This window comes from Gemella sp. GL1 (assembly GCF_013415365.1).
Classification (GTDB): Bacteria; Bacillota; Bacilli; order Staphylococcales; family Gemellaceae; genus Gemelliphila.
The window spans coordinates 128,422-154,469 of the sequence record NZ_JACBYB010000011.1 but is presented as its reverse complement, the minus strand read 5'-3'; the positions used below and the strand labels follow the sequence as shown (position 1 = coordinate 154,469).

Annotated in this window: 24 protein-coding genes; 6 read left to right on the top strand and 18 right to left on the bottom strand. The window is 27.0% G+C overall.

From position 1 onward, the window contains the following. The first annotated feature begins 1 nt into the window (after position 1). From era to pgsA, 6 genes are all read left to right on the top strand, one after another. Positions 2 to 907: a GTPase Era gene (gene era, locus HZY82_RS02820; RefSeq protein ID WP_135155877.1), complete on the top strand. Its 906-nt coding sequence runs from the start codon at positions 2 to 4 to the stop codon at positions 905 to 907. Beyond that, on the top strand, positions 891 to 1,628 hold the full coding sequence (locus HZY82_RS02815) for a hypothetical protein (protein ID WP_167753204.1): 738 nt from the start codon (positions 891 to 893) through the stop codon (positions 1,626 to 1,628). Before era ends, HZY82_RS02815 begins: the two co-directional genes overlap by 17 nt. Beyond that, positions 1,621 to 2,424, top strand: a complete 804-nt coding sequence (murI, locus tag HZY82_RS02810; protein WP_135155875.1) for a glutamate racemase — start codon at positions 1,621 to 1,623, stop codon at positions 2,422 to 2,424. Before HZY82_RS02815 ends, murI begins: the two co-directional genes overlap by 8 nt. Further along, entirely contained in the window at positions 2,424 to 3,029 is a 606-nt protein-coding gene (rdgB, locus tag HZY82_RS02805; protein ID WP_135155874.1) for an RdgB/HAM1 family non-canonical purine NTP pyrophosphatase, read from the top strand. Before murI ends, rdgB begins: the two co-directional genes overlap by 1 nt. After that, positions 3,007 to 5,187 (top strand): FtsK/SpoIIIE family DNA translocase, encoded by a 2,181-nt coding sequence (locus HZY82_RS02800; RefSeq protein WP_228098216.1) that lies wholly within the window; start codon positions 3,007 to 3,009, stop codon positions 5,185 to 5,187. Before rdgB ends, HZY82_RS02800 begins: the two co-directional genes overlap by 23 nt. Positions 5,188 to 5,272: 85 nt before the next feature. Beyond that, positions 5,273 to 5,851 carry a CDP-diacylglycerol--glycerol-3-phosphate 3-phosphatidyltransferase gene (pgsA, locus tag HZY82_RS02795; RefSeq protein ID WP_135155873.1) on the top strand — a complete coding sequence of 193 codons (579 nt, stop codon included), beginning with the start codon at positions 5,273 to 5,275 and terminating at the stop codon, positions 5,849 to 5,851. 36 nt (positions 5,852 to 5,887) lie between these two features. On the opposite strand, the gene xerS is transcribed toward pgsA, so the two are convergent. From xerS to pyrH, 18 genes are all read right to left on the bottom strand, one after another. Further along, positions 5,888 to 6,934, bottom strand: a complete 1,047-nt coding sequence (gene xerS / locus HZY82_RS02790) for a tyrosine recombinase XerS (RefSeq protein WP_135155872.1) — start codon at positions 6,932 to 6,934, stop codon at positions 5,888 to 5,890. A gap of 146 nt (positions 6,935 to 7,080) precedes the next feature. Continuing rightward, positions 7,081 to 8,172 carry a metallophosphoesterase gene (locus HZY82_RS02785; RefSeq protein WP_135155871.1) on the bottom strand — a complete coding sequence of 364 codons (1,092 nt, stop codon included), beginning with the start codon at positions 8,170 to 8,172 and terminating at the stop codon, positions 7,081 to 7,083. A gap of 75 nt (positions 8,173 to 8,247) precedes the next feature. Continuing rightward, positions 8,248 to 8,436 carry a 50S ribosomal protein L28 gene (gene rpmB / locus HZY82_RS02780; RefSeq protein ID WP_135155870.1) on the bottom strand — a complete coding sequence of 63 codons (189 nt, stop codon included), beginning with the start codon at positions 8,434 to 8,436 and terminating at the stop codon, positions 8,248 to 8,250. A gap of 104 nt (positions 8,437 to 8,540) precedes the next feature. Then, the gene (gene efp / locus HZY82_RS02775) at positions 8,541 to 9,098 is read right to left on the bottom strand and encodes an elongation factor P (protein ID WP_135155869.1); all 558 of its coding nucleotides are present in this window, start codon (positions 9,096 to 9,098) and stop codon (positions 8,541 to 8,543) included. 63 nt (positions 9,099 to 9,161) lie between these two features. After that, positions 9,162 to 9,800: a tRNA (guanosine(46)-N7)-methyltransferase TrmB gene (trmB, locus tag HZY82_RS02770; RefSeq protein ID WP_135155868.1), complete on the bottom strand. Its 639-nt coding sequence runs from the start codon at positions 9,798 to 9,800 to the stop codon at positions 9,162 to 9,164. A 15-nt stretch (positions 9,801 to 9,815) separates the two neighbouring features. Next, positions 9,816 to 12,680: an insulinase family protein gene (locus HZY82_RS02765; RefSeq protein ID WP_135155867.1), complete on the bottom strand. Its 2,865-nt coding sequence runs from the start codon at positions 12,678 to 12,680 to the stop codon at positions 9,816 to 9,818. A gap of 16 nt (positions 12,681 to 12,696) precedes the next feature. After that, positions 12,697 to 13,209: an adenine phosphoribosyltransferase gene (locus HZY82_RS02760; RefSeq protein WP_135155866.1), complete on the bottom strand. Its 513-nt coding sequence runs from the start codon at positions 13,207 to 13,209 to the stop codon at positions 12,697 to 12,699. Positions 13,210 to 13,270: 61 nt separating this feature from the next. Next, entirely contained in the window at positions 13,271 to 15,544 is a 2,274-nt protein-coding gene (gene recJ, locus HZY82_RS02755) for a single-stranded-DNA-specific exonuclease RecJ (RefSeq protein ID WP_135155865.1), read from the bottom strand. A 16-nt stretch (positions 15,545 to 15,560) separates the two neighbouring features. Then, complete coding sequence (gene ligA, locus HZY82_RS02750) at positions 15,561 to 17,552, bottom strand: NAD-dependent DNA ligase LigA (protein ID WP_135155864.1); 1,992 nt, start codon at positions 17,550 to 17,552, stop codon at positions 15,561 to 15,563. Positions 17,553 to 17,556: 4 nt separating this feature from the next. Then, positions 17,557 to 19,734, bottom strand: coding sequence for an ATP-dependent helicase (locus tag HZY82_RS02745; protein WP_135155863.1), 2,178 nt, complete (start codon positions 19,732 to 19,734; stop codon positions 17,557 to 17,559). Positions 19,735 to 19,924: 190 nt separating this feature from the next. Beyond that, positions 19,925 to 21,007 carry a recombinase RecA gene (gene recA, locus HZY82_RS02740; RefSeq protein WP_368667349.1) on the bottom strand — a complete coding sequence of 361 codons (1,083 nt, stop codon included), beginning with the start codon at positions 21,005 to 21,007 and terminating at the stop codon, positions 19,925 to 19,927. Positions 21,008 to 21,101: 94 nt separating this feature from the next. Next, positions 21,102 to 22,289: an acetate/propionate family kinase gene (locus HZY82_RS02735; RefSeq protein WP_135155862.1), complete on the bottom strand. Its 1,188-nt coding sequence runs from the start codon at positions 22,287 to 22,289 to the stop codon at positions 21,102 to 21,104. A gap of 114 nt (positions 22,290 to 22,403) precedes the next feature. Continuing rightward, positions 22,404 to 23,270 (bottom strand): class II fructose-1,6-bisphosphate aldolase, encoded by an 867-nt coding sequence (gene fba / locus HZY82_RS02730; RefSeq protein WP_135155861.1) that lies wholly within the window; start codon positions 23,268 to 23,270, stop codon positions 22,404 to 22,406. Positions 23,271 to 23,344: 74 nt separating this feature from the next. Further along, a complete protein-coding gene (locus HZY82_RS02725; RefSeq protein WP_135155860.1) occupies positions 23,345 to 24,244 on the bottom strand; it encodes an RluA family pseudouridine synthase in 900 nt (299 codons plus the stop codon). Positions 24,245 to 24,299: 55 nt separating this feature from the next. Then, complete coding sequence (locus HZY82_RS02720; RefSeq protein WP_135155859.1) at positions 24,300 to 24,539, bottom strand: YneF family protein; 240 nt, start codon at positions 24,537 to 24,539, stop codon at positions 24,300 to 24,302. Then, positions 24,539 to 24,670, bottom strand: coding sequence for a DUF896 domain-containing protein (locus HZY82_RS06720; RefSeq protein WP_245174663.1), 132 nt, complete (start codon positions 24,668 to 24,670; stop codon positions 24,539 to 24,541). The genes HZY82_RS02720 and HZY82_RS06720 overlap by 1 nt, the downstream gene beginning before the upstream one ends. Positions 24,671 to 24,749: 79 nt before the next feature. Next, positions 24,750 to 25,307 carry a ribosome recycling factor gene (gene frr, locus HZY82_RS02710; protein ID WP_135155858.1) on the bottom strand — a complete coding sequence of 186 codons (558 nt, stop codon included), beginning with the start codon at positions 25,305 to 25,307 and terminating at the stop codon, positions 24,750 to 24,752. Positions 25,308 to 25,320: 13 nt separating this feature from the next. Continuing rightward, positions 25,321 to 26,037, bottom strand: a complete 717-nt coding sequence (gene pyrH, locus HZY82_RS02705) for a UMP kinase (RefSeq protein WP_179938589.1) — start codon at positions 26,035 to 26,037, stop codon at positions 25,321 to 25,323. Positions 26,038 to 26,048: the final 11 nt, after the last annotated feature.

Here is a 26,048-nt window from a genome sequence, read left to right as displayed (position 1 = left end):
AATGGAAAATTTAATTAAGACAGGTTTTATTACAATAATTGGTAGACCGAATGCGGGGAAATCAACTTTATTGAACAATATATTACAGCAAAAAATCGCTATTATGTCTGATAAACCACAAACCACTAGAAATATTATTAAAGGTGTTTATACAGATAGTGAGTCACAAATTGTATTTATAGATACTCCAGGAATACATAAGCCTAAACATAGACTGGGTGATTATATGATGAAAATAACTAATAGTGCTATAACTGAATCTGAGGTAGTGTATTTAATAGTAAATGTAGCTGATAAATTTGGTGCTGGAGATGAAAGAATACTGGATATTATAAAAGAAATTAATGTACCAACATTATTATTATTAAATAAAATTGATTTAGTAAAACCAGAAGAGATTTTAAAAATGATAGATTTCTATAGAACTTTGCATAAGTTTGAAGAAATAATACCTATTTCAGCACTAGAATCTACAAATGTAAATAGTTTACTGACTGTAACTAAAAAATATTTACAAACAAGTTATAAAATGTATCCTGATGATGTCATCACAGATTCGCCAGAATATTTTATTATTTCGGAATATATTCGAGAAAAAGTATTGAGATTAACTAATCAAGAAATCCCTCACTCTGTAGCAATAGTAATTGATAAAATTTCAAAAGAAACAGATTCTAAAAAGCGAATTATAGCTTCAATAATAGTTGAGAGGAAGTCACAAAAAGGAATGATTATTGGTAAGCAAGGTCAAATGATTAAAAAAATTGGACAATTAGCAAGACGAGATATAGAAGACTTGTTGGGAGAAAAGATTTTTTTAGAATTATGGGTTAAAGTTATTGATGGCTGGAGAAGTAAACCTAATCTGATAAAGGAATTGGGTTATAGAGATGATATCTACGATTAAAAAAGGTATAGTAATAAAAAAATTTCCGTATAATGACAAACATGAAATATTATATATTTTACTAGAGACGGGTACTGTAACGAATTTCTTTTATGAAAATGGAGCTAGGAACAAAAAAAAGATTAATATTCTTTCTCATGTAAATATTATATACATTGAACGAAATGGGTTAAATAAAATTATAAATATAGAATTAGAGGATAGCTATAATTCTATAATGTCGGACTTAAAATTACAAATGTATATAGGGAATATATTAGAAATGCTTATTATAGTTAATACAATAAGTGTATCTATATCTTATTCATCGTTTGAACAATTGTTATATAAAATAGATCGTAATAATATTGATGTAGAATTAGCTAGTGCATATTTTATATGTAAAATATTAACATCTGAGGGCTTTAAATTTAAATATAAAAAAGTGAAAAATTACTATACTGGTTATGATTTTTCGAAAAATATTTTTACAAATGAACTAAGTCAACCTATGATATATACATTAACTAATAAACTTGTTAAATTGATTCATATTTTGTCAATTAATAATATTGATGTTTTAGAGAAAATTACATTAAATAAAGTGGAATATAGTCAATTACTAGATTTTTTAGTTAAAGTATTAAAAGAATATACAGGAATAGAGACTAAGACATATAAAAAGATACAAGAAATTGAATGTATGTTAGAGAGTTTTGAAAGGAAAAAGGATAATGAATAGACCAATTGGTGTTTTTGATAGTGGAGTAGGGGGGATTACTGTAGCTAAAGAGATCATAAGACAGTTACCTAATGAAAGTATTTATTTTTATGGAGATATAAAAAATTGTCCTTACGGAGATAAAAATAGTGATGAAATATTAAAGTATACAGACGATGCAATACATTTTCTTATTAAAAAAGGTGTTAAACTTGTTGTAATAGCATGCAATACTGCGACAGCTGCATCTTTAGAGATTCTCAGAAAGAAATATACTATTCCTATAATAGGTGTAATAAAATCTGGTGCTGTTACAGCTTTACAAACAACAAATATAGGAAAAGTTTTAGTATTAGGAACCAATTTCACGGCAAAATCAGAGGCCTACAGTAAAGAAATTCATAAAATTAATAAAGATATTATAGTTCACAATAAAGCATGTAAATCGTTTGTTCCTTTTGTCGAAAATAAGGATTATGAAAATGAAGATGCAGCGTATAACATAGTAAACAATGAATTGTCGTTATATAAAAACATAGATGTTGACACCATTATTTTAGGTTGCACACATTATCCGTTATTGCAAAAATACATTGAAAAATATTTTAACAATGAAAAAATGGTTATTTCATCAGGAAAAGAAACAGCTAGGGAAGTTAGCAGTATATTGACATTTTTAGAGCTACATACTACAAAACTAGATAAAGAATATAAATTTTTTGTTTCACAAAAAAGTGATAAATTCATAGCTACAGCAGAAAAATGGCTAAATTTAGATATAGATGTAAATGTTATAGATGTGGAGGATTTTAAATAATGAAAGAATTAGTGTTAGCTTCAAATAATAAACATAAACTTGAAGAAATACAAAATATATTAAAAGATTACATAATTTTAAGTCTTGAAGATATCGGTTTTAAGGAAGAAATAGAAGAGACAGGTGACACATTTAAAGAAAATTCTTTAATAAAGGCTAGACGTGTTGCAGAATTTTCGAAAAAGATTACTATTGCAGATGATAGCGGCCTATGTATAGATTTGTTAGATGGAGCTCCGGGCGTATATTCTGCCAGATATTCAACTAGTGGAACAGATGAAGATAATCTTCAAAAAGTCTTGAAAAACTTGAATGGGAAAGAGTCAACTGCAAAATATGTATGTGTTATATCTTTAATTGATTTAGAAAAAAGAGAGTATACTTTTACTGGAGAATGTCCAGGAAAAATAATTACTAAAAAGCAAGGGATAGGGGGGTTTGGATATGACCCAATTTTCTTTATAGAATCTTTAAAAAAAACATTTGCAGAGATATCTTTTGAAGAAAAAAACAAAATAAGTCATAGAAAAATTGCCTTAGATAAATTATTAAACTATTTAATTCTTTCTCAAGGAGGCGACCTTGAAAAAGACAAAGTTAAATAATAAAAAAGATAAAAGTAATTCAATATTAAATTATTTTAAATCTTTTAAAGAAAATAACACTGAGTTAGTCACTTTTATAAGTATATTGTTTATCCTCTTTATAATTTTTATTTGTTCATTTAGAATGGGAATTATAGGTATATTTTTTGATAATTTATTTAAATATTTATTTGGAAATAGTATATACATAATATATATTGCAGTATTTGTATTAGGAATATTGTATTTGTTAGGAATGGTTGTAAATCATAAAAAGTATCTAGTAGGAATATTAATACTAGTCTCTATATTATGGGAATTAATTTATGTAAAATCAAATAGTTATGAACTTTTTGATTTTACTTTTGTTAAAAATAACTATGATGGGGTACTAGGATCTGGAATAATTATTCGTACTTTAGTTCAATATAGTATAGTATTAATATCTTACATTGGAACAATCTTATTTACTTTAGTATTATTAGTAGCTTGTATAGTAGCCTATATTTATAAAATATATCCAAATTGGCTATTAAATTTTATTGAACAAATTAAAAAAGATAAATTTAAGAAATATATTCCTAAAAAAGATGTAATTAATGAAGAGACAGAAGCATTAATGGATTTAGATCAAGAGAATATAATTAATGATTATTACAATAATATTGAAAATGAAGAATTAGAGATAAATATAGATGAATTTAATAAAATAGAAATTAAGGATATTAAAGAAACTCAAGTTAAAAAAGAAAATTTAGACATAAGTTATGATCATTATAATTTACCACCTTTAGACTTATTAGCGGATCCTAAAAAAAATAAAATAGTATCTAAAAATGATATAGTAAATAAATCTAAAATACTACAATCTACTTTTAAAAACTTTGGAATAGAAGTAAAAATTGTCAAAGCAGTAGTGGGACCATCAATTACTCAATTTCAAATATTACCTACACCAGGTACAAAAGTTAGCAAAATAACTAATTTAAGTAGTGATATTGCACTTAATTTAGCAGCTAAAGATATTCGAATAGAGGCACCAATTCCAGGGAAATCTTTAATTGGTATAGAAATTCCCAATATTGTTAATCAATTAGTTACTATGAAAGAAGTATTTATCAATAGTGAAGATGATTTCCCATTATCAGTTTCTTTAGGAAAAGATGTTTCAGGAGAATCAATTTTTGCAAGACTAGATAAGATGCCGCATTTATTAATAGCAGGATCTACAGGTTCAGGTAAATCTGTATGTGTTAATACAATAATAACCAGTATTTTATTAAAAAATAGACCGGATGAAGTTAAGTTAATAATGATTGATCCTAAAATGGTAGAATTATCAATCTATGATGGAATACCACATTTGATGACGCCAGTTGTGACAAATCCGATAAAAGCAGCAGATGTACTTCATAAAGTTGTACTGGAAATGGAAAGGAGATATAGAGAATTCTCTATTGCAAGAGTAAAAAATATAGAAGGATTTAATAAAATATCAAAGCAAGATCAAGAATATAAAAAAATGCCTTATATAGTTGTTATTATTGATGAATTAGCTGATTTAATGTTAGTTGCATCTAAAGAAGTAGAAGAATCAATAGCTAGAATAACTCAAATGGCTAGAGCAGCAGGAATTCATCTTATTATTGCTACTCAGAGACCTTCTGTAGATGTTATTACAGGAGTTATTAAATCAAATATACCGTCAAGAATAGCATTCGCTGTTAGTTCGAGTATAGATTCAAGAACTATTTTGGATAAAGCGGGAGCGGAAACCTTACTAGGAAAGGGAGATATGTTATTTCAACCTGCAGATTCTAGTAAACCAATTCGTGTTCAAGGTGCATTTTTATCAGATCAAGAAGTGGAGAATATAGTAGATTTCATTAAAAACCAGTCTGAAACAGAATACGATCCCACAATGCAACCATCAGAAAATACTTCAAAAAAAACTTCTCAAGCTGATGAAGTTGATCCATTATATCATGAGGTACTATTATTTATTGCAAAACAACAAAAAGCTTCAGCATCCTTATTACAAAGGAGATTTAAAATTGGATATAATAGAGCAGCAAGAATTATAGAAACTTTGGAGGAGGATGGATATATAGGTCCAGCAGATTCTAGTAAACCAAGAAAAGTATTTTTGGAACCTGAATTTGCAGAAAATAATAAATAAAAATTAGTTACTCATTGAGAGTAACTAATTTTTATGTTATAATCATTTTAGTAAACTTTGAACTGTATGAGGATTTATTATTAAGATGGATAAGAATTTACCGAATAAAATAACTTTAATAAGAACTATATTGATTCCCTTGTTTATTTTTTTCTTGCTTTTTGAAATACCTGGAAATATTTCTATATTATATGGAAAAAATATATCATATAATGTATTTTTAGCAACCTTAATATTTATTTTGGCATCTATAACAGATTTTTTTGATGGATACTTAGCAAGAAAATATAATTTGGTTTCAAATATGGGAAAATTTTTAGATCCATTAGCTGATAAATTATTAGTCGGAAGTGCATTCATAGTTATGATAGAATTGGATTTAATATCGAGTTGGATGGTTGTTTGTGTAATTGCTAGGGAGTTTGCTGTCACAGGATTAAGAATGCTTGCTATAGAGCAAGGAGAAGTTATAGCTGCAGGGTTTTTAGGAAAGTTAAAGACCGTTGCGCAAATAATAGCTATAATTTTAATTTTATTAGGGAATCCTTTATTTAATTTTTATAATTTTCCATTTGATCAAATTTTGTTATGGATATCAATTATTTTAACGATTTTATCTGGAATAGAATATTTTAAAAATGCTACACATATAATAAAAAAATAATATGACACTAAAGTTAACTTTAGTGTCATATTATTTTTAATTATCTAATTTTTCCACAGATTCCTTTATTAACCTTTTTGATTCATTAATGTACAACATGGATGTATCACTATTTGAGTGTCCCATTTGAGTCATTATTATAGGAATATTTCCATTAGTCTTTTCTGCTAATTTTGTACCGTAGCTATGTCTTAATTTATGAGGAGACATAGGTATATTGTAACTATCGGTATATTTCATTACTAGTTTCTGAATAGCTCTTATGGATATAGCGGTTTTGTTTTTGGTTATGAATAAGGGATCTTCTCTTACTAATTTGTAAGGAAGGGAAGATAGATAATCTTTGATTTTTATCATAGCTAACTCTGTAACTATGACAGTATCTAATTTACTTCCTTTTCTCACTACATTTATTTCAGTATTAATGAAATCTATATCTTTCATTTTTAAACTTGCTAATTCATTAACACGTATACCACTTCTTAAAAATAAAGTAAGTATAGCCAAATCTCGTTTTTTGTTTCTCAAAAAAAATGATTTTTGATGTTTTGTTAAAGTCGTTTCATACTTAAATTCTACATAATCTAAAAAGTCTTCATCTTGTGAGTCTATAAATATTTTTTCTGATATTTTTTTAGATCTAGAAGATAAAGTTTCCTTAATCCTATTGATTGGAATTTTTAGCATAACATTTCTTTCAAAATAGGGTTTTCCTAATTCATTTTCACTAGTTACGGTAAGAAATTTATATAAAGAACGCAAAGCTGCTTTATAGTTATTTATAGTTGTGTGACTTCTGAATTTACCGTTAACTTCTTCTCTAGATAAATGTTTAAAATATGACTCCATTTCTTTTTTTGATAAATTTTCCAGTGTGGTTAACTGAATATTTTTAATATCTATCGCTTCAGAGATAGATTCTACTATTAACCAAGAAAGAAATGACTTGTAACTTTCTAAATATCTATTCAAGGTTAGTGGTGATAAAATATCATAATAGGTGTCAAAAAAATCTTCTATATAAGTAGGAAATTTTTTTATATCCTTATTTATTTTCTTTCTATAATAATCTTTTTGATTCATATTATGTTTCCCTCATTAATAAATTTATTTATACATATAATATGTATTATGCGAATAAATATAATTATACTATATTTTTTAATCAGAGTCAATAAATAAATAAAATTAAGTAAATACTAGATAATTTTAGTATTTACTTAATTTTATTATATTTCTTTTTTTATATTAATAATCACGTATTCTGATTTTTCTTCTGTACGCACAGGTGGTCCCCATACTCCCATACCTGAACTCACTATTAAATTAAACTTATCTTCATTTAATAACCCATAATCGAAACCAATTGTTCTTGTTATTAATCCAAATGGCCAAATTTGTCCTGCATGTGTGTGACCAGATAATTGCAAATCATAACCTACATTTTTATTTTCTTTATATTGGCTTGGTTGATGATCTAAAATCATTAAAAATTTATTTCTATCTAAATTTTTAATGATTTCACTGGCAGAAGATCTTTGACCTAATTGTCTATAAGAATAATCTATACGACCGCTTATGATAAAATCATCATTTATGATGTGAGATGAATCTTTAAGTATTTTAATGTTAGATTTTAAAATAGAATTATTTAATTCAATATTCCTATTATCTTTTGGCTCAATATACCTATTTTCATCATGATTTCCTAAAACATAATATATCCCATATTGTGATTTTATATTTGAGAGAATATTAAATATATCGGCATAACTATCTACAGGAGTTTGCTCATCAATAATATCTCCGGCAAGAACAACAATGTCAGGATTTTCATTTGATATTATATCAACTTGTTTTTTCAGACTTTTTAAATCGAAATTCGTACCAAAATGCAAATCACTGATTAAAGCAACTTTATAATCTTGTTTTATTTCTTTATGGCTAATAACATCGTAGCTTATTTTTTGTATATTATGAGCATTATAGTAACCATAAAAAGTTAGTATCGTAGATAATATAATAGGAATTATTAATAAATTATGAAGTTTTTTCCAAATATTATTGTTAAATTTTTTAAAATAAATATTTAGTATATCAATAGGTATAGATAATAATACAATATACAAGAGAAAAACTAAAAAACTAGAAAAATTTCTAGTAAAACTCATTATAATAGGGATACTTGCTATAAGAAAGGAAAATAATTTAAGTCGTCTTTTGGGAAATAATTCTAATAGTAAGTTATTGACTTTTTTATAAATATAAGTACTGAATATTAATAAAACTAAAAAAAATATTATAATTATTATGTAATTCATACTGCCTCCTAAAAATAAAGTAAAAAACTATCTAAGAGCAAAATCTTAGATAGTTTAAAGTATGTTTCATATTAATTATACACGTTGCACTTTTCCAGATTTTAAAGCACGGGCAGAAACCCAAACTTTTTTAGGTTCTCCATCTACTAAAATAGTAACTTTTTGTAAGTTAGCTTTAAATCTTCTTTTTGTAGCGTTCATCGCGTGTGAACGAGCATTTCCTGAACGAGTTTTACGTCCAGTAACGTAACAAACTTTTGCCATGAATTAATCCTCCTTTTGGAAATAGTATATTCATAACATTTACTACATACACATTTAAAATTCTACCACAATGTTAAGTATATTGCAAGAATTTATAACTAAAATTATGCTCTAGATACATAGTATCCTTCAGAAGTATTAATCACTAAAACATCCCCTTCTTTTACAAAAAGTGGAACTTGTAGTGTGTACCCAGTTTCTACGGTCGCAGACTTAGTTGCTCCGGTAGCAGTATCTCCTTTAACTCCGGGTTCTGTTTCGATAACTGCTAATTCAACAGTTGTCGGAAGATCAACCCCTAAAATCTCACTACCAAACATTAGAATAGTAACTTCCATATTTTCTTTTAAGAAATTTAATTCATATTTAATAGTATTTTCAGGAATTTCAATTTGATCATATGTTTCATTATTCATAAATACATAACCATCTCCAGAAGCATACAGATATGACATTTTTTCGTTTGTCAATAGTGCTTTAGAAACTTTTTCCCCTGCTCTAAAAGTTTTATCGTTAACTGCACCAGTTCTCATGTTTCTTAATTTTGTACGAACAAAAGCAGCTCCTTTTCCAGGTTTAACGTGTTGGAATTCTAATACTTTCCAAATATTACCATCTACTTCTATAGTAACTCCCGTTTTAAAATCATTAACTGAAATCATATAAAAATCTCCTTATATTTTGTTTATTGTTAAATTATAGTATATATTAAAGAAAAAAATCAACTAATTTTTATATACTTCTACATAATAGATATTATTTCCTTTTTTTATAAATTTATCCTCATATTCAGTATGAAGATTTTCTTTTTCATATTTACTGTTAGTTAAATCTAGTGAAATATTATTTATTTTGAATCCATAATTAGAATAAGACCATAAACTATACTCGAATAATTCCATATTATCTGTTTTTTGAGCGATTAATTTAGCTCCATTTAATATATATTCATACTGTTTTAAAAATTTTTTAAAAGTTAAACGCCTTTTTTCGTGTCTAGTTTTAGGCCATGGATCTGAAAAATTTAAATAAAGCTTACTAATTTCACCTTCAGCGAAGTAATTAACTACATTGTTGGCATCTGCAAGAATTAATCTCAAATTAGAAACATTCTCGCCTTCTATTTTATCTAATAGATAACTAAGTATCGTAGGTTGTGTTTCTAAACCTATGAAGTTAATATTAGGATTTTTTTTTGCTAAATTAAATATAAATTGTCCTTTCCCTGTTCCTATTTCTAAATGAATAAGGTTAGAATTTTTGAAAATATTGTTCCAATTACCTTTATTTTCGACCGGATCTATAAATACAAAAGAATTTTTTTCTAATCTATCTTTTGCATCTGAACGAAATCTTACTCTCATTTTAATGTAAACCTCTTATTTTATTTCTATTATTTTCGAAAATTTATCTATATTATTTTTGACATAAGATTTTGATGTTAATAAACAAATATTATTATCATTATTATCAAATTCTTTTGCTAGTGATAATAAACTTTCTAAAGTTGTTTCCTTTATCTCTCTAACTAATCGATCGTAATTATTGTGGTCAGTTTCGTTAATATAATAATTTAAAGATAGCCTTGATTTTTCTTTCGGTGATAATAATTGGTCAAAACTATTCAGAGTACCTATTATATATTTATTTAAAGTTTCACTATCAATTTTTAAATTATCAATATATTCTGTTGCTTTTGTATAAATTTCCAATGTTTTTTCAATATTAGGATCTCTGTAAGACCAAAAAACAACATCCCCGAATTTATTTGCTATAATACCTGCACCATAAGCCCCACCTTTAACTCTGACATTATTCCATAAATAATCTAAATTTAGTATGTGGCAAAGTACCAATAAAGACCCATTATACTTATTTAAATCACTAAAACCAGATCCAACATAATTTACCATTGTATCAAAATAATATGCTTCTGAATAATTTTCTTTTTTAGTAAACATAATGTTACTATATTCAGAATTACAATCTATAGATTGTAATTTAGTTACATAATTTTTAATATGTTTTTTAAATTCAATATTTTCCTCATTATTACAAGTTGTACTTATAATAAGATTTGATTTATTAAATATTTTAATAGCTAAGGCTGTCAATTCATTATTTAAATTTATAAATTCTTTTTCATAATTATCTACTATAGCAGATATGAACAAATAAAATTCATACCCTGTTATTAATTCATGGAGATGGTTATGTAAAGAGTTGTAAGAAAGTAGTCTTCTATTTATAAAAGCATGACCACTTTCTTTAATTCTACTTTCTAGACTTAATTTAAGCTCTAGTAAGATATTAAAAATAGAGTTGCTGTTGGAAAAATCCATATTTAGCGTATTATCTTCTAAAATAGATACAAGTTCTTGTATTTTATTTGATAAATTTTTAGAAACTATAGTAAATTTCAATTTTATTTTTTTATTTTTATCATTTTTAAATATACTAATATTAGAATGAATATCTCCTAAATTAGTATCTATTTCCTTTTGAACTTCTAATTCTGTTTTATTTTTTGTATTTATATTGAATAATAAATATGATAATAAGCTCGCATACTGTAACTCTTTACTATCAAATGAAGAGATATCAAAAAATAAACTAGAATATATAATATTATTTGTATTTATATTATAGTGTGCATAGAGTATATTATCGTCTTTACTAAATATAGTTTCTTTGTATGGGTTACTTAAATTTACAGTTTTAGCATCTACACTTTTTATTCTTTTCAAATATTCAGGATTTTCTTTGCTAGTTTGCCAATTTAATAATTCTTCAGTATCTTTTACAATATCTTTTATTTGAGAATTAGTTAAAGATGCTTGTAATTCGCTAAGATTTACTACTTCTTTTACTTTTTCCGAAACTGCTTTAATACTAACTATAGATTTTTTCTTATTAGTTATTAAATAATCTGTTGCTATTTTTTCAAAAATTCCTCCCTTTAAATTTTCATTTAAAGAATCTATTATAGAACTATAATTGAATTGAATAAATGGATTTTTTCCATATAGCCAATTTCTCAAAGAACGAATAGCATAGTTTACTCCTTTAGGAGAGCCAACTTTATTTACTTCTTCTTTAATAGTAAATATATATTTATTTATAATTGCTTGTATGTATTCTTTATCAAAACCATTATTGATCTCCTCTTTAAGTTTCGCTTCATACAAATCAGGGAGTTCATCTAATTTTTCATTGGTTATATTTTTAAAAACAATAGTATATACAACTTCTTGCCTATCTCTTTGAAAATAACTATATACATCTTCACAAAGGGAATTCTCTATGAAAAATTTTCTAAATTCTGTATTTGAATTACCTAATAGTAACTCATCAATAATATTAAGACTATTTAGTAAATTTAGTTCATCGTTAAAACCTATAATATAGCTAATCGCAAGATAATGTTTGTTATCAGGATTATCATTAGTATAACTTCTATAATTTATATCTGCGGAAAAATTTTTTGGATTAACTATAGAATATTCGTCGTAATTTTTAAATTCATATTTTTGTAAATATTTATCAATATCATTAAGATAATCAGTTATTTCTAAATTTCCATATAAAAAAATATATGAATTACTAGGATGATAACAATACTTGTGAGTTTTAACAAACTCCTCCTGAGTTAAATTTATTATTTCCTCTGGTTTTCCTCCATAAGAATATTGGTAAGGAGTATCTTTAAATAAAGTTTCAGATAAATGCATATCCACTATTTCATCGATTGAAGAATACACTCCTTTCATTTCATTATAGACAACTCCTCTGTACTCTAAATTAGATGTCTCTGTTTCTAAATGATAGTGCCATCCTTCTTGCTTTAAAATATTATCATTTTCTAAAAGTTTAGGATTAAAGACAGCATCTAAATATATATCCATTAATAATTTCAAGTCCGTATCGTTTTTAGAAGAGACAGGATACATTGTTTTATCTGGAAATGTCATTGCATTAATAAAAGTATTAAAAGAACCTTTCATAAGTTCTACAAAAGGCTCTTTTAATGGATATTTTTCTGAACCACATAACACAGAATGCTCCAAAATATGAAATACTCCGTTATGACTATTAGGAATAGTTTTAAAGGATATACTGAATGATTTATTCTCATCATTATTTTTAAAAAATATTAATTTTGCTTTTGTCTTTTTATGTTCGTATAGGTAGGCATTAGTATCAATATCTTTTAAATATTCTTCATTTAATAAATTAAATTTCATATGGCTTGAGTAGAAATTACATTTTTAATAATGTTAATACATCATAATTTTTTAATTTATCTAATCCATTTAATCCGTCTAGTTCAATTAAAAATGCAATACCTGCTACTATTCCTCCCAATTCTTCTACTAATTTAATTGTTGCTTCTATTGTTCCTCCTGTTGCAAGTAAATCATCTGTAATTAATACTCTTTGTCCTGGTTTAATAGCATCATTATGCATTGTTAATGTATTAGAACCATATTCTAATGAATATTTATAAGAAATTACTTGTCTTGGTAATTTATTGGGCTTTCTTACAGGAACAAAGCCAATTCCTAAGGAATATGCAACCGGACACCCTATTATGAATCCTCGAGCTTCTGGACCTACGACAACATCTATCTCTTTTTCTTTTGCATATTTTACAATTTTATCAGTTGCATATTGGTATGCTTCCCCATCAGCCATTAAAGTTGTTATATCTTTAAAGCTAATTCCATCTTTGGGCCAATTCTCTACTATAGAAACATATTTTTCTAAATTCATACCTTTTCTCCTAATATATATTTTATAACATTAAAATTATACTATAAATATCTTTTCTTGTCTATTTACTTAATTTCATATCTTCAAAAATTTTGTTAATCGTTATAATATCTTTTTCTAATAATATCTTTTCTATATCAAATCTTGCACTCATTGATGTGTATGTATCGGATAATTCTAGATTCATTGTTTTATAAGATGAATTAAAGCTTACGATGTTATGTTTTATTGAACATAAATTTAGTTCTTTTAATATATATAACATTATTTTTAGGCTTTCTAAATTAGTATTTAGAGAATTAATAATTTTATACAGTACGTCTTTATCATCAATTTTTAATGACTGATATTTTAAAATAATATTAAATAATTTTATAAGTTTAGGTTTATCTATCCTATATCTTAAATATATAGCATCATTTTTATTACACCTTATATTTATTGACTCTGCATTTAAGTTTAAAATATCGTTCATATTATCGATGTGAATAGGAGGTTCTAGTAGATTTATAACATTAAACTTCTCCTGTACCTTATATAATTCATTATATGTGTAATAATTGTTCTTTATATCGCTATATTTCCTTGAAATTTTTAATTCATTTTTAGGTAAACTATTAAAATCTATAAAAGTTCCTCGTAGATCTTTAAAAAGTAATTTACTTTTATTAACATCTATTATTTGTAACTGTAATTTATGTTTCCCGTTAAAATTATTTTTAGATAAAATGAACATAATATCTATTATGTCATCTTTTTGGATTTCATTAAATATTTCATTATCCTTAAAAGAAATTGCTTCAATAGAGCTATTATTTTTACCTAACAGAAATTTCAAATATTGTCTATCACTGCCAAAATTTTCTTTAGATAAAATTAATACATTCTTAGAAAGGATACTTATATTTTCAAAGGAATTACCAAAAGGTTTTAGCGTAGATAATTCATTTAGTAATTGATAACTTATATTTTCAAAATCGACAACCAGGTCAATATTTTTTTTTATTTTTATTTCTGTTGAATCTAAATAACTATCGTAAAGTTTATTTAATTTGTCAAATACATCATTTACATTTTGAAGTTCAATAGAGAATCCCGCAGCTGAAGTATGTCCACCGAATGTAATAAATTTATCTTTTATTTTATTCATCGCTTCATATATATTAAACTCACCATAGCTTCTTGCAGATCCTTTTATATATCCCTCTACTTTTTTTGCTACTAAAACAGGTCTTTTATATTTTTCTACTAAATTTGATGCCACTATACCTAATACACCTTCATGATAGTTCTCGCTATAGATGAGAATAGTTGACAATTTTTCTCTTTCATCTATTTTAGAAATAGCATCTTTGCTAATTTTTTCTGTAATTAACTTCCGTTCAGTGTTGTAACTTTCTATCTTATCGACTATGTTAATAGCTTGCTCGTCATCTTCTATAGATAATAAGTCCACACCTTCTGTAGCAGAGGACATTCTTCCTATGGAATTTAATCTTGGTGCAAGAACAAATCCTATAGTTTGCTCATCAATTAAATTTTTGTTATTTATTTTTTGTAAAATATATTGTAATCCTAATCTTGTATCTTCATTTAATAACTGTATACCTTGCTTTACAAAAATCCTGTTTTCAGAAATCATTGGAACCATATCGGCTATTGTTCCAATAGCTACCAAATCTAATAAAAAATCTGGATATATATCTAAAAGTGCATGTGCAAACTTAAATGCTACCCCTACACCAGCTAGTTTTCCAAAAGGATAATTAGAATTAGGGTGTTCAGGATGAATTACAGCGTACGCATTTGGTATTACATCTTGTATTTTATGATGATCTGTCAATATTACATCACATTGTCTTCCTTGTGCAAATTCAATTTCTTCAATTGCAGCAATCCCATTATCAACCGTAATAATTAATGAAACTCCAGAATCTATTATACTATTAAATGCCTTGATATTTGGACCATAGCCTTCTGTAAATCTATTTGGTATATATGATGAAACATCCGCACCTAACGATGATAATGTTTCAAGCATTAAAACCGTAGATGTTATTCCATCTGCATCATAATCTCCATATACAAGTATTTTTTCTTCGTTTTCTATAGCTTGATTAACTCTATCGACAGCTTTTTTCATATCATTCATAAGAAATGGATCAAAACCTTCATCATAATCTCCTACTAAATAATTAAGTATATCATTATGTTTTATGATGTTTCTAGCATAGAGTATTTTAGCAGTATTTTCTGATAAATTATAATTTTTAGATATTTCTTTAACACTTTCTTCGTCAAAATTAGGTAATTTCCAATCATAACGTATTCCCATATATAATCCCCTATATTTATTTAATTTTCATTATATTTAGTAATTCATCTTCATATATAATTTTTATATTCAGTTCTCTAGCTTTCTTTAATTTAGAACCTGCTTTAGAACCACAAATAAGAAAATCAGTATGTCCGCTTATACTTGAAGAAATTTTGGCACCATAGCTTTCTAAATATTCTTTCGCTTGATTTCTAGTTAAGTTTTCTAACTTACCAGTTAAAACTACGATCTTATTATTAAAAATAGATTTTTGTTTAAATTCATTTATTTTTGTTTTAGGATTAATTCCAAAACTTATAATATTCTTAATTAAATTTTTATTTTCATCTGCGCCTAAATATTCTAATATTGATTGTGCAGTAATAAATCCAATATCTTCCAACTCAAGTAATTCTTCTAACTTTGCTTCACTAAATGACTCTAAATTTTGATATTTGTTTGCCAAAATCTTAGCAGTACTTTTTCCTACATTTAATATACCTAAAGAATATATAAGTCTATCTAAAGTTACATCTTTAGAATCTTCGATAGATTTTAATAATTTATTTGCTGATTTTTCCCCCATTCTTTCTAATTTTAATAATCTTGATTTATCTATACTATACAAATCAGTAATCGTGGATATAATATCATTTTCTACTAAATTTACCACTATTTTTTCACCCAAACCATCAATGTTCATAGCATCTCTTCTAGCAAAATGATAGATTTTTCTTATATTCTTCTCTTTACAATTTAAATTAATACAACGTACAAAAGTATCATCTTTCTTATTTATTAATTCACTTGAACAAGATGGACATTTTTTAGGAAATTCAAATTTCTTATTAGATATTGTTCTTAACTCGGGTATAGTTCTTATTACCTTAGGAATTATTTCTCCCGCTTTTTTAATAGTAACAATATCTCCTATATAAATGTCCAAGTCGTTTATTACATCCTTATTATGTAAAGATGCCTTAGAAATTACAGAACCAGATATTTCCACAGGTTCTAATAATGCAACTGGTGTAATAATACCTGTTCGTCCAACACTAAATTCAACATCCAATATTCTAGTAGAGATTTCTTCTTCCGGAAATTTAAATGCAGTTGCCCACTTAGGAGTTTTTTGAGTAGCTCCTAGAATATTTTGATATTTAATATGATTCACTTTTATTACTATTCCATCAATTTCATAAGGTAATGTATCCTTTTTCTTTTCCCAGTGAGTAATATATTTTAAAACTTTATCTATTCCCACACATACTTTATAATTTTTATTAATGGGCATCCCTAATTTTTCTACTTCTAATAGAGATAACTCTTGAGTTTCATTGTCAGAAGAAACTATTCCATAAATAAATATAGATAATTTCCTTTCAGCTGATATTCTAGAATCCAATTGTCTTATTGATCCGGCTGCTGCATTTCTGGGATTAGCAAAGGGTTCTTCATTTTTTTCTTTTCTAGTTAAATTTAAAACTTCAAAAGATTTTTTGGGAAGATATACCTCTCCTCTGACCTGAATATCTACAGTCTCTGTTAATTCTTTAGGTAATGAAAAAATTGTCTTTATATTTTCAGTAATATTTTCCCCAATGTTTCCATCTCCTCTAGTTGAAGCTTTTAGTAACATTCCATTCTGATATTCCAGATTAACTGCCAATCCATCTATTTTTAACTCACAAATATATTCAACATCTCCATTAATTTCTAATTTTTTTTTAATTCTTTTATCAAAATTTATTAATTCTGTATTAGAAAAAGTATTTGACAGGCTCAACATTGGTTTTGTGTGAATTACTTTTTCGAATTCATCTAGTACAATGTCACCTACTCTTTGAGTAGGTGAATTCTTAAATATATACTCTGGATATTCACTTTCTAATTTCTCCAATTCTTTATATAGAAAGTCGTACTCCGTATCAGATATCTCTGCTTTATCTTCAACATAATATTTATAAGAATGTTTGTTTAAAAGATTAATCAAATTTATTATTTTTTCTTTAATTATTTTTTCCACTGTACTACTCCTTACTTAAATTTGCATATTCTTTTAACAGTATTTTATCCCCTAGATTATCAAAATTAATAGTGATGCTATCTACTGTTATTGCCGTAATAATTCCACTTCCAAATTTTCTATGTCCTACCCTATCTCCTATATTATAGGTAGATTTATCCTTATTAACTATTTTTTCTTTTATCGTAGGAGTTAATTTACTAATATATATTCTCTTAGTTTCTTCTATCCCCAAACTATGTATACTCTCTAATTGAGTATTTTTTTCTAAATTCACTAAGGTCGTAGGTATTTCTTTAATGAATCTAGAAACTTCATTATATTTTACTGCTCCGAATTGCATTCTTCTATTAGAATAAGATAGGTATAATTCATTTTTTGCTCTAGTTATAGCAACATATGCCAATCTTCTTTCTTCTTCCATTTTAGTTTGTTCATCATTAAAATCATCTGAGTTTTTAATTGAGGGAAAAATATTTTCTTCTAAACCAACTACAAATACAATACCATATTCTAATCCTTTTGCTGCGTGTATAGTAGATAATGTTACAGAATTTTCAAAATTTTCATCATCAGAATCTGCCATTAATGACATCTCTGTTACATAATCAATAATACTATTATTCATTTCAGAGTACTGTTTTGCTGATGACACAAGCTCTGAAATGTTTGAAATTCTATCATTAGAGTGTTCATCATTAGCTTCTTTCAACATACTTGAATATCCACTGTCTAAATATATTCCCATTATTATTTCATCAATTGTAAATTTTTTGAAATTAGAATATTTTTTAAAAATATTTTGTAATTTAATTATTTCTTGTGTAGATTTTTTAGATAATCCTACTTGTTCTATTTTTGATAAAGTATCATAAAAAGTCATATTATGCTGTTCCATATATTTTTCAATTTTTTCAATAGAAGTAGGACCAATTCCTCTCTTTGGAACATTTATAATTCTTCTCAAACTTAATTCTGCTTGGGGATTAACAATTACATTAACATAAGCTAAAATATCTTTAATTTCTTGTCTTTGTAAGAATTTTAAAGAACCTACCAATTTATAAGGTATAGAATTACTTAATAAAGTATTTTCTATAATTCTTGATAAATAGTTAGCTCTATATAAAATAGCTATATCTTTATACTCAATTCCTTCATTTATTGCATTTTTTATTTTTTTAGCAATATATTCTACTTCATCGATTTCGTTAAAAGCAGCATATACATTAATTTTATTCCCACCTTTTTTAGCTGACCATAAATTCTTCTCTTTTCTTATTTTATTATTCTTTATTACATTATTAGCAGCATCTAAAATAACGTTATTTGATCTATAATTTTGATCTAGCACTATCAATTTAAATTCTGGAAAATCACTTTCAAAATTTATAAGGTTATCACTTCTAGCACCTCTCCAAGAATAGATACTTTGATCATCATCTCCAACAATACATATGTTTCTATTATTATTAGATAATAATTGAATTAATTTATATTGAATAAGGTTAGTATCTTGATATTCATCCACATGAATATATTTAAATTTATTCTGATACTTATCCAATACTTCTGGGTACTTTTCAAACAATTCAATTACTTTAATTAATAGATCATCAAAATCTAAAACTGAATATTTTTTTAAGTACTTTTGATAACTATCATAAATATTCGCTACTTTTTCCATGAACCCCCATCTAACAGTTTGTAATAATTTAGTAGATGAGACATTCTCATTTTTGTTTTTGGATATTATATTTAGTATTACATTAGGTTCATACTCGTCTTCTGAATAGTTTAATTCCTTAAGAATATTTTTAATAATTAATTTTTGTTCCGAAGGGTCTAATATAGTAAAATTTTTATTATAATTTAGTAGTTCTATATGTTGCCTTAATATTCTTACACACATTGAATGAAATGTACTAATCCATATATATTTTGCTGTTTCACCAACCAAAGAGTGTATTCTTTCCTTCATTTCTTTAGCTGCCTTATTTGTAAATGTTATAGCTAAAATATTATTTTCACTTATATTTTTTTCAGATATTAAATATGCTATTCTTCTTGTCAAAACACTTGTTTTTCCACTCCCTGCTCCCGCAATAACAATTAAAGGTCCTTCTGTTGTTTCTACTGCTAATTTTTGTTGTTCATTTAAATTTTTTATAATATCTAACATTGTTAACTCCCATTATGTGATTCGTATTATTTTATCATATTTTTAATATTTTTTCCTTTATAACAAAACAAAGCCTAGAGATTTAATCTAGGCTTTTTATATTTACATGAAAAATGGAGCCATACTAGCTACTATACCACTAATAACTATCGCGAATATGACTAACCATATTATGAATTTAAATATTTTCTTATTCATCTATTTTTTCGAAATCCTCATTTATATCATTTTCAGTAGATGTATTTTTATTTAAAAATACATTTCTAACTTTACCATATATTTCCCAATATAGATCTGGGTTTTCTTTTAAAAGTTTTTTTACAGCTTCCCTTCCCTGTCCTAATTTTTCACCTTCATACGAATACCAAGCACCAGCTTTCTTCACAATCTCGTATTCAGCTGCAATATCTAAGGTTTCACCAACTGGAGATATACCTTCTCCATACATTATGTCAACTTCAGCAACTTTAAATGGAGGTGCGACTTTATTTTTTACTATTTTTATTTTTGTTCTATTTCCTAAAACTTCAGATCCTTCTTTTATCTGATCACCTCTTCTCACTTCCATCCTTATTGTTGAATAAAACTTTAGAGCACGTCCTCCAGTTGTAACTTCTGGATTTCCATATATAACTCCTACTTTTTCACGAAGTTGGTTAATAAAAATAGCTATAACATTAGATCTATTAATAATACCTGTAAGTTTCCTTAATGCTTGTGACATTAGTCTAGCTTGTAATCCTATATGGGAATCCCCCATCTCACCCTCTATTTCAGTTCTCGGAACTAATGCTGCCACTGAATCTATTACAATTATATCAATTGCTCCAGATTGTACAAGTTTTTCTGTTATATCTAATGCTTGCTCACCTGTATCTGGTTGTGATAGGAAAAATCTCCCTTTTGTAAAATCAACACCCAACGCTTTGGCATATTCAGGATCTAAAGCATTCTCTGCATCTATAAATGCAGCAACTCCACCTTGCTTTTGAACCTCTGCTATAGCATGAAGTGTAACTGTAGTCTTTCCAGAAGATTCTGGTCCATAAACTTCAATTATTCTCCCTCTAGGATAACCACCTACTCCAAGTGCTTTATCAATTGCCAATGAACCAGATGATACTACTTCTACTTTAACAGAGGTTTCACCATCTAAATCCATTATAGCTCCTTTACCATAACTTTTTTCAATATCCTTTATAGCCTTTTCTAAAGCAGATTGGCGATCACTATTTATTTCTATTTTTTCTTTTGATTTTTTTTCTCTTGCCACAACTGTTCCCCCTTATGTATATTTCAACTATATTATATCATAAAATGTACATAAAAAGTAACTGAGAAACTACTCTCAATTACTTTTTACTTACCTATTTATTTGCTATTGCAAAAGTATCTTTAGCAATTATAAGTTCCTCATTTGTAGGAATAACAAATGCTTTTACTTTTGATGTTTCCTTAGTAATTTCTGCAACTTTTCCACGTACATTATTTGCTTCATTGTCAAAATCAATACCTAAGAAAGTTAATCCCTCTAATACTTCTTGTCGAACCCAAGTTGCATTTTCTCCAACTCCAGCTGTAAATACAATAACATCAACTCCGTTCATAGCAGCAGCGTAAGAACCAATGTATTGCTTAATTCTATTAATGTATACATCTATTGCTTGAGCTGCCTTGGCGTCAGTAAATCTAACAACTTCAATATCACGTAAATCTGACGATATATTAGATAATCCTTTTAAACCTGATTCATTGTTAAATATTCTAATGATTTCATTAAGATCTAAACCTGTTTTTAATGATATATAAGGTATTGTTGCTGGATCAATATCTCCAGTTCTACTTCCCATTACTAATCCTGATAATGGTGTGAATCCCATAGATGTATCAAATGATTTTCCATTTTTTATCGCACAAATCGATGCCCCATTTCCTATATGACATGAGATTATTTTTAATTCATTAATATTTCTATTCATAACTTCCGCTGTCATTTGTGCAATATATCTATGACTTGTTCCGTGAGCTCCATATTTTCTTACACCATGTGTTTCATAAAACTTTCTCGGCACAGCATACATATATGTAGATTCTGGCATAGTTTGATGGAAAGCTGTATCAAATGTTAATACATTCGGTACATTCGGTAATACTTTTTGAAAAGCTTCTACTCCCATAATATTAGCTGGATTATGAAGTGGTGCTAAATCCTTAATAGATTCTAATTTTTCTAGGACTTCAGGCGTAACTAATACTGACGAATCGTAGAATTCTCCTCCATGAACTACTCTATGTCCAACTCCCTCTATCTCTTCAACATTTTCCACTATCTTTAATTCTGTTAATTGATTTAACAATCTTTCAATTGCAAAATTATGATTTGGAATATCCAACTCATCTTTTATTTTTTCACCATTAAATTCTATGGTAAATACTCCGTTTCCAATACCAATACGTTCTACAAGCCCTTTTGCTATTACTGTTTCTTCAGGCATTTCAAATAATTGAAATTTTAATGACGAACTCCCTGAATTTATTGCTAAAATTTTTGTCATAGCTATTCTCCTTAAATTTTAAATTATATATTTATATTATCTCACTAATTGTAAACAAATTCAATACATATAATAATAAAAAGAGATTAAGTGATACTTAATCTCTTTTTATTATTATGCTTTATTTCTTGAACCAAAAATATCGATTTTTTCATTAACCATTGCTTTAATAGCAGCGACTCCTGGAGCTAATAATTTACGTGGGTCAAAACCTTTCCCCTCTAAATCTTTTCCATCTTCAATATATTTACGTGTAGCTTCTGCAAACACTAATTGTAACTCAGTATTTACATTAATTTTTGAAACTCCTAGAGAAATTGCTTTTTTAATTTGTTCAGCAGGAATACCTGTACCTCCGTGTAATACTAATGGTAATCCATTTGTTACTTTAGAGATTTCTTCTAAAGTCTCAAAACTTAGTCCTGCCCAATTTTCTGGATATTTACCATGAATATTTCCTATTCCTGCTGCTAAGAAATCAATACCTAAGTTAGCCATCGCTTGACATTCTCTTGGATCAGCTAACTCACCAGAACCGATAACCCCATCTTCTTCTCCACCAATTGAACCAACTTCACATTCAATTGATAATCCTTTTGAATGAGCTAATTCAATCATTTCTTTAGATTTAGCAACATTTTCTTCAAATGGATAATGTGAACCATCAAACATTACTGAAGAAAATCCAGCTTTAATAGCATCTTGCGTTCCTTGATATGATCCATGGTCTAAGTGTAACGCCACCGGAATTGTAATATTTAATGATTCTACCATTGCCTTAACCATATCAGCAACAGTTTTAAATCCTGTCATATATTTAGCAGCTCCCTCACTAACACCTAAAATTACAGGACTTTTTGCTTCTTCACAAGCTTCTAAGACCGCTTTTGTCCACTCCAAGTTGTTAATATTAAATTGTGCAACCGCATACCCTTCAGTTTTTGCTTTTACAAGCATATCTTTTGCAGATACTAATGCCATTATAATATCCTCCTAATCAATAACATTTATGTCTATATTATAACACGCTATTTTAATAATATCAATATTAAATATTATCTAAGTATATCCAATATTTCTTCAAAATATTTAGGTAGTTCTGTATTAATATGTATTGCTTTACCACTTATCGGGTGCATAAACTCCAATGATTTAGAATGTAACATCTGACCAGATGTATCTAATGTTTTCTTTGGTCCATATACAAGATCGCCTACTAAAGGAAATTTTATATATTTCATATGTACTCTAATTTGATGAGTTCTCCCTGTCTCTAATTCACATTCAATTAACGTATACTTATTATATCTTTTTATAACTCTAAAATGTGTTATCGCGCACTTTCCATCATCAATGATAGCCATTTCTTTTCTTTCTCTTGGGTTTCTAGCTATTGGCGCATCTATAGTTCCATAATCATGCTTGATAACACCATGAACTAAAGCATAATATTTCCTTTTTATTTCTTTTTTTGAAATCATTTCTGATAGCTTCACATGTGTTTTATCATTTTTGGCAACTATTAGCAATCCAGAAGTATCTTTATCTATTCTATGAACTATCCCCGGTCTAATAATTCCATTTATGCTTGATAACTTTTCCGAACGAAACATTAAAGCGTTTACTAACGTTCCATCTCTATGACCTACTGCAGGATGCACAACCATTCCTTTTTCTTTATTTACAATAAGTAAATCCTCGTCCTCATACACAATATTTAAAGGGATATCTTGTTTTTTTATATCGAGTTCTTCTTCTGGTCTAAAGATTATATTTATTTCATCATTTTTTTTCAACTTATAATTTGATTTTATTGGTAGATTATTAACTAAAATATATTTTTCGTTTATTAAATTTTGAATTACAGTTCTAGATATTTCTGTTAATTCTGTCATTAAATATTTATCAATTCTAATATCCTTATTTTCTCGATAATGAATTATTTTTTTTTTCATATTCCCTCCATTATATTTAAAAAATGCACATCTTTATTAGATGTGCATACTTTACTTATTTTTTACCTTTAAGAGCCTGTTTTTGAGCTTTCTGCATATTACTCATCATTTGATTAATTTTTTTCTTAGATGGTTTTTGTCCCATTTGAGAAAGCATACTCATCATTACATCTTCATTTAATTGTGGATTATTTTCCATATAGTTCATAAAGTTTTTTCGTGCTATAAAAAATCCAGCAACTAAACCTAGTAAAAAAGTTACTGTAGCTATTAAAATAACTATTCCTGTAGACATTATTTATTTCCTTTCTTTGGAGTTATATCTTCTCCATCGCTATTTATAACTTTTGTATTATCTAAGATATTACGCATATTACTTTTAAAATTTTTTAAATATAATTTTCTAAATTCAGTAAGTTCTTCTATTTCAGCTGAACTTAATTCTCTTTTTTTTTTATTGCATTTAATTCATTAATCTTATCTATTATTTGAGACATTTCCATAATTACACACCCATTAATTCATTTTGTTTTTCTTTTGTTACCACATCTATTTCAGTAATAAATTTATCTGTAATTTTTTGTATCTCGTCTGAATAATATTTTAAATCATCTTCTGTTATTTGAGATGATTTTTCTAATTTTTTCATAGAATCAATTGAATCACGGCGAATATTTCTTACTGCTACTTTTGAGCTTTCTGATTCTTTCCCTACCTGTTTAGCAAGTTCTTTTCTACGTTCTTCCGTCAAAGAAGGAAATACAATTCTTATTACAGAACCATCATTAGAGGGGTTTAATCCTAAATCTGACGCCTGTATTGATTTTTCTATATCTCCTAATAATGATTTTTCATATGGTGAAATAACTAACATTTTAGGTTCAGGTACAGAAATTCCCGCAACTTGATTAATAGGAGTCGCTACTCCATAATATTCTACATTTAATCTATCAAGAATAGCAGCATTTGCTTTACCTGCTCTAATCGACGATAATTCTCTTGTAAGACTGGCAATAGCCTTAGTCATTTTTTCTTCTAATATTGAAATTATTTGTTCAGGCATTATTATTCTCCTATTATTTTGTTATTATTGTTCCCATTTTTTCTCCATTAATAACTTTAATAATATTATCATCTTCATCAATAGAGAATACTATTATCGGTAAATTATTATCCATACAGAATGAAATAGCTGTAGAGTCCATTACTGCTAATCCTTTACTAATCACATCAATATGAGTTAAATCATCGAATTTTGTAGCGTCTTTTTCTACTTTAGGATCGGCTGAATAAACACCATCTACTGCATTTTTACCCATTAATATCACATCTGCGTCAATTTCTTTTGCTCTTAAAGCTGCAGTGGTATCTGTTGAAAAGAATGGATTTCCTATTCCCGCTGCAAAAATTGCAACTCTCCCTTTTTCTAAATGTCTTATAGCTCTACGTCTAATATAGGGTTCTGCCATAGCCTTCATTTCTACAGATGTTAATACTCTAGTATCTACACCTCTTTGTTCTAATGAATCTTGTAGTGCTAAAGAATTCATGACTGTAGCAAGCATCCCCATTGAATCAGCTGTTGTTCGCTCCATACCTAATTCTTCTCCAGTTTTTCCTCTCCAAATATTACCTCCACCTACTACGATGGCTACTTCTACACCTTGTTTTACAACTTTAGCAATTTGATTTGTCATCTTATTAACAATTTCAGAATTTATTCCAAAACCTTTATCTCCTGCTAATGCTTCTCCACTTAGTTTTAAAAGAACTCTTTTATATGCTTTTGACATACTATATACCT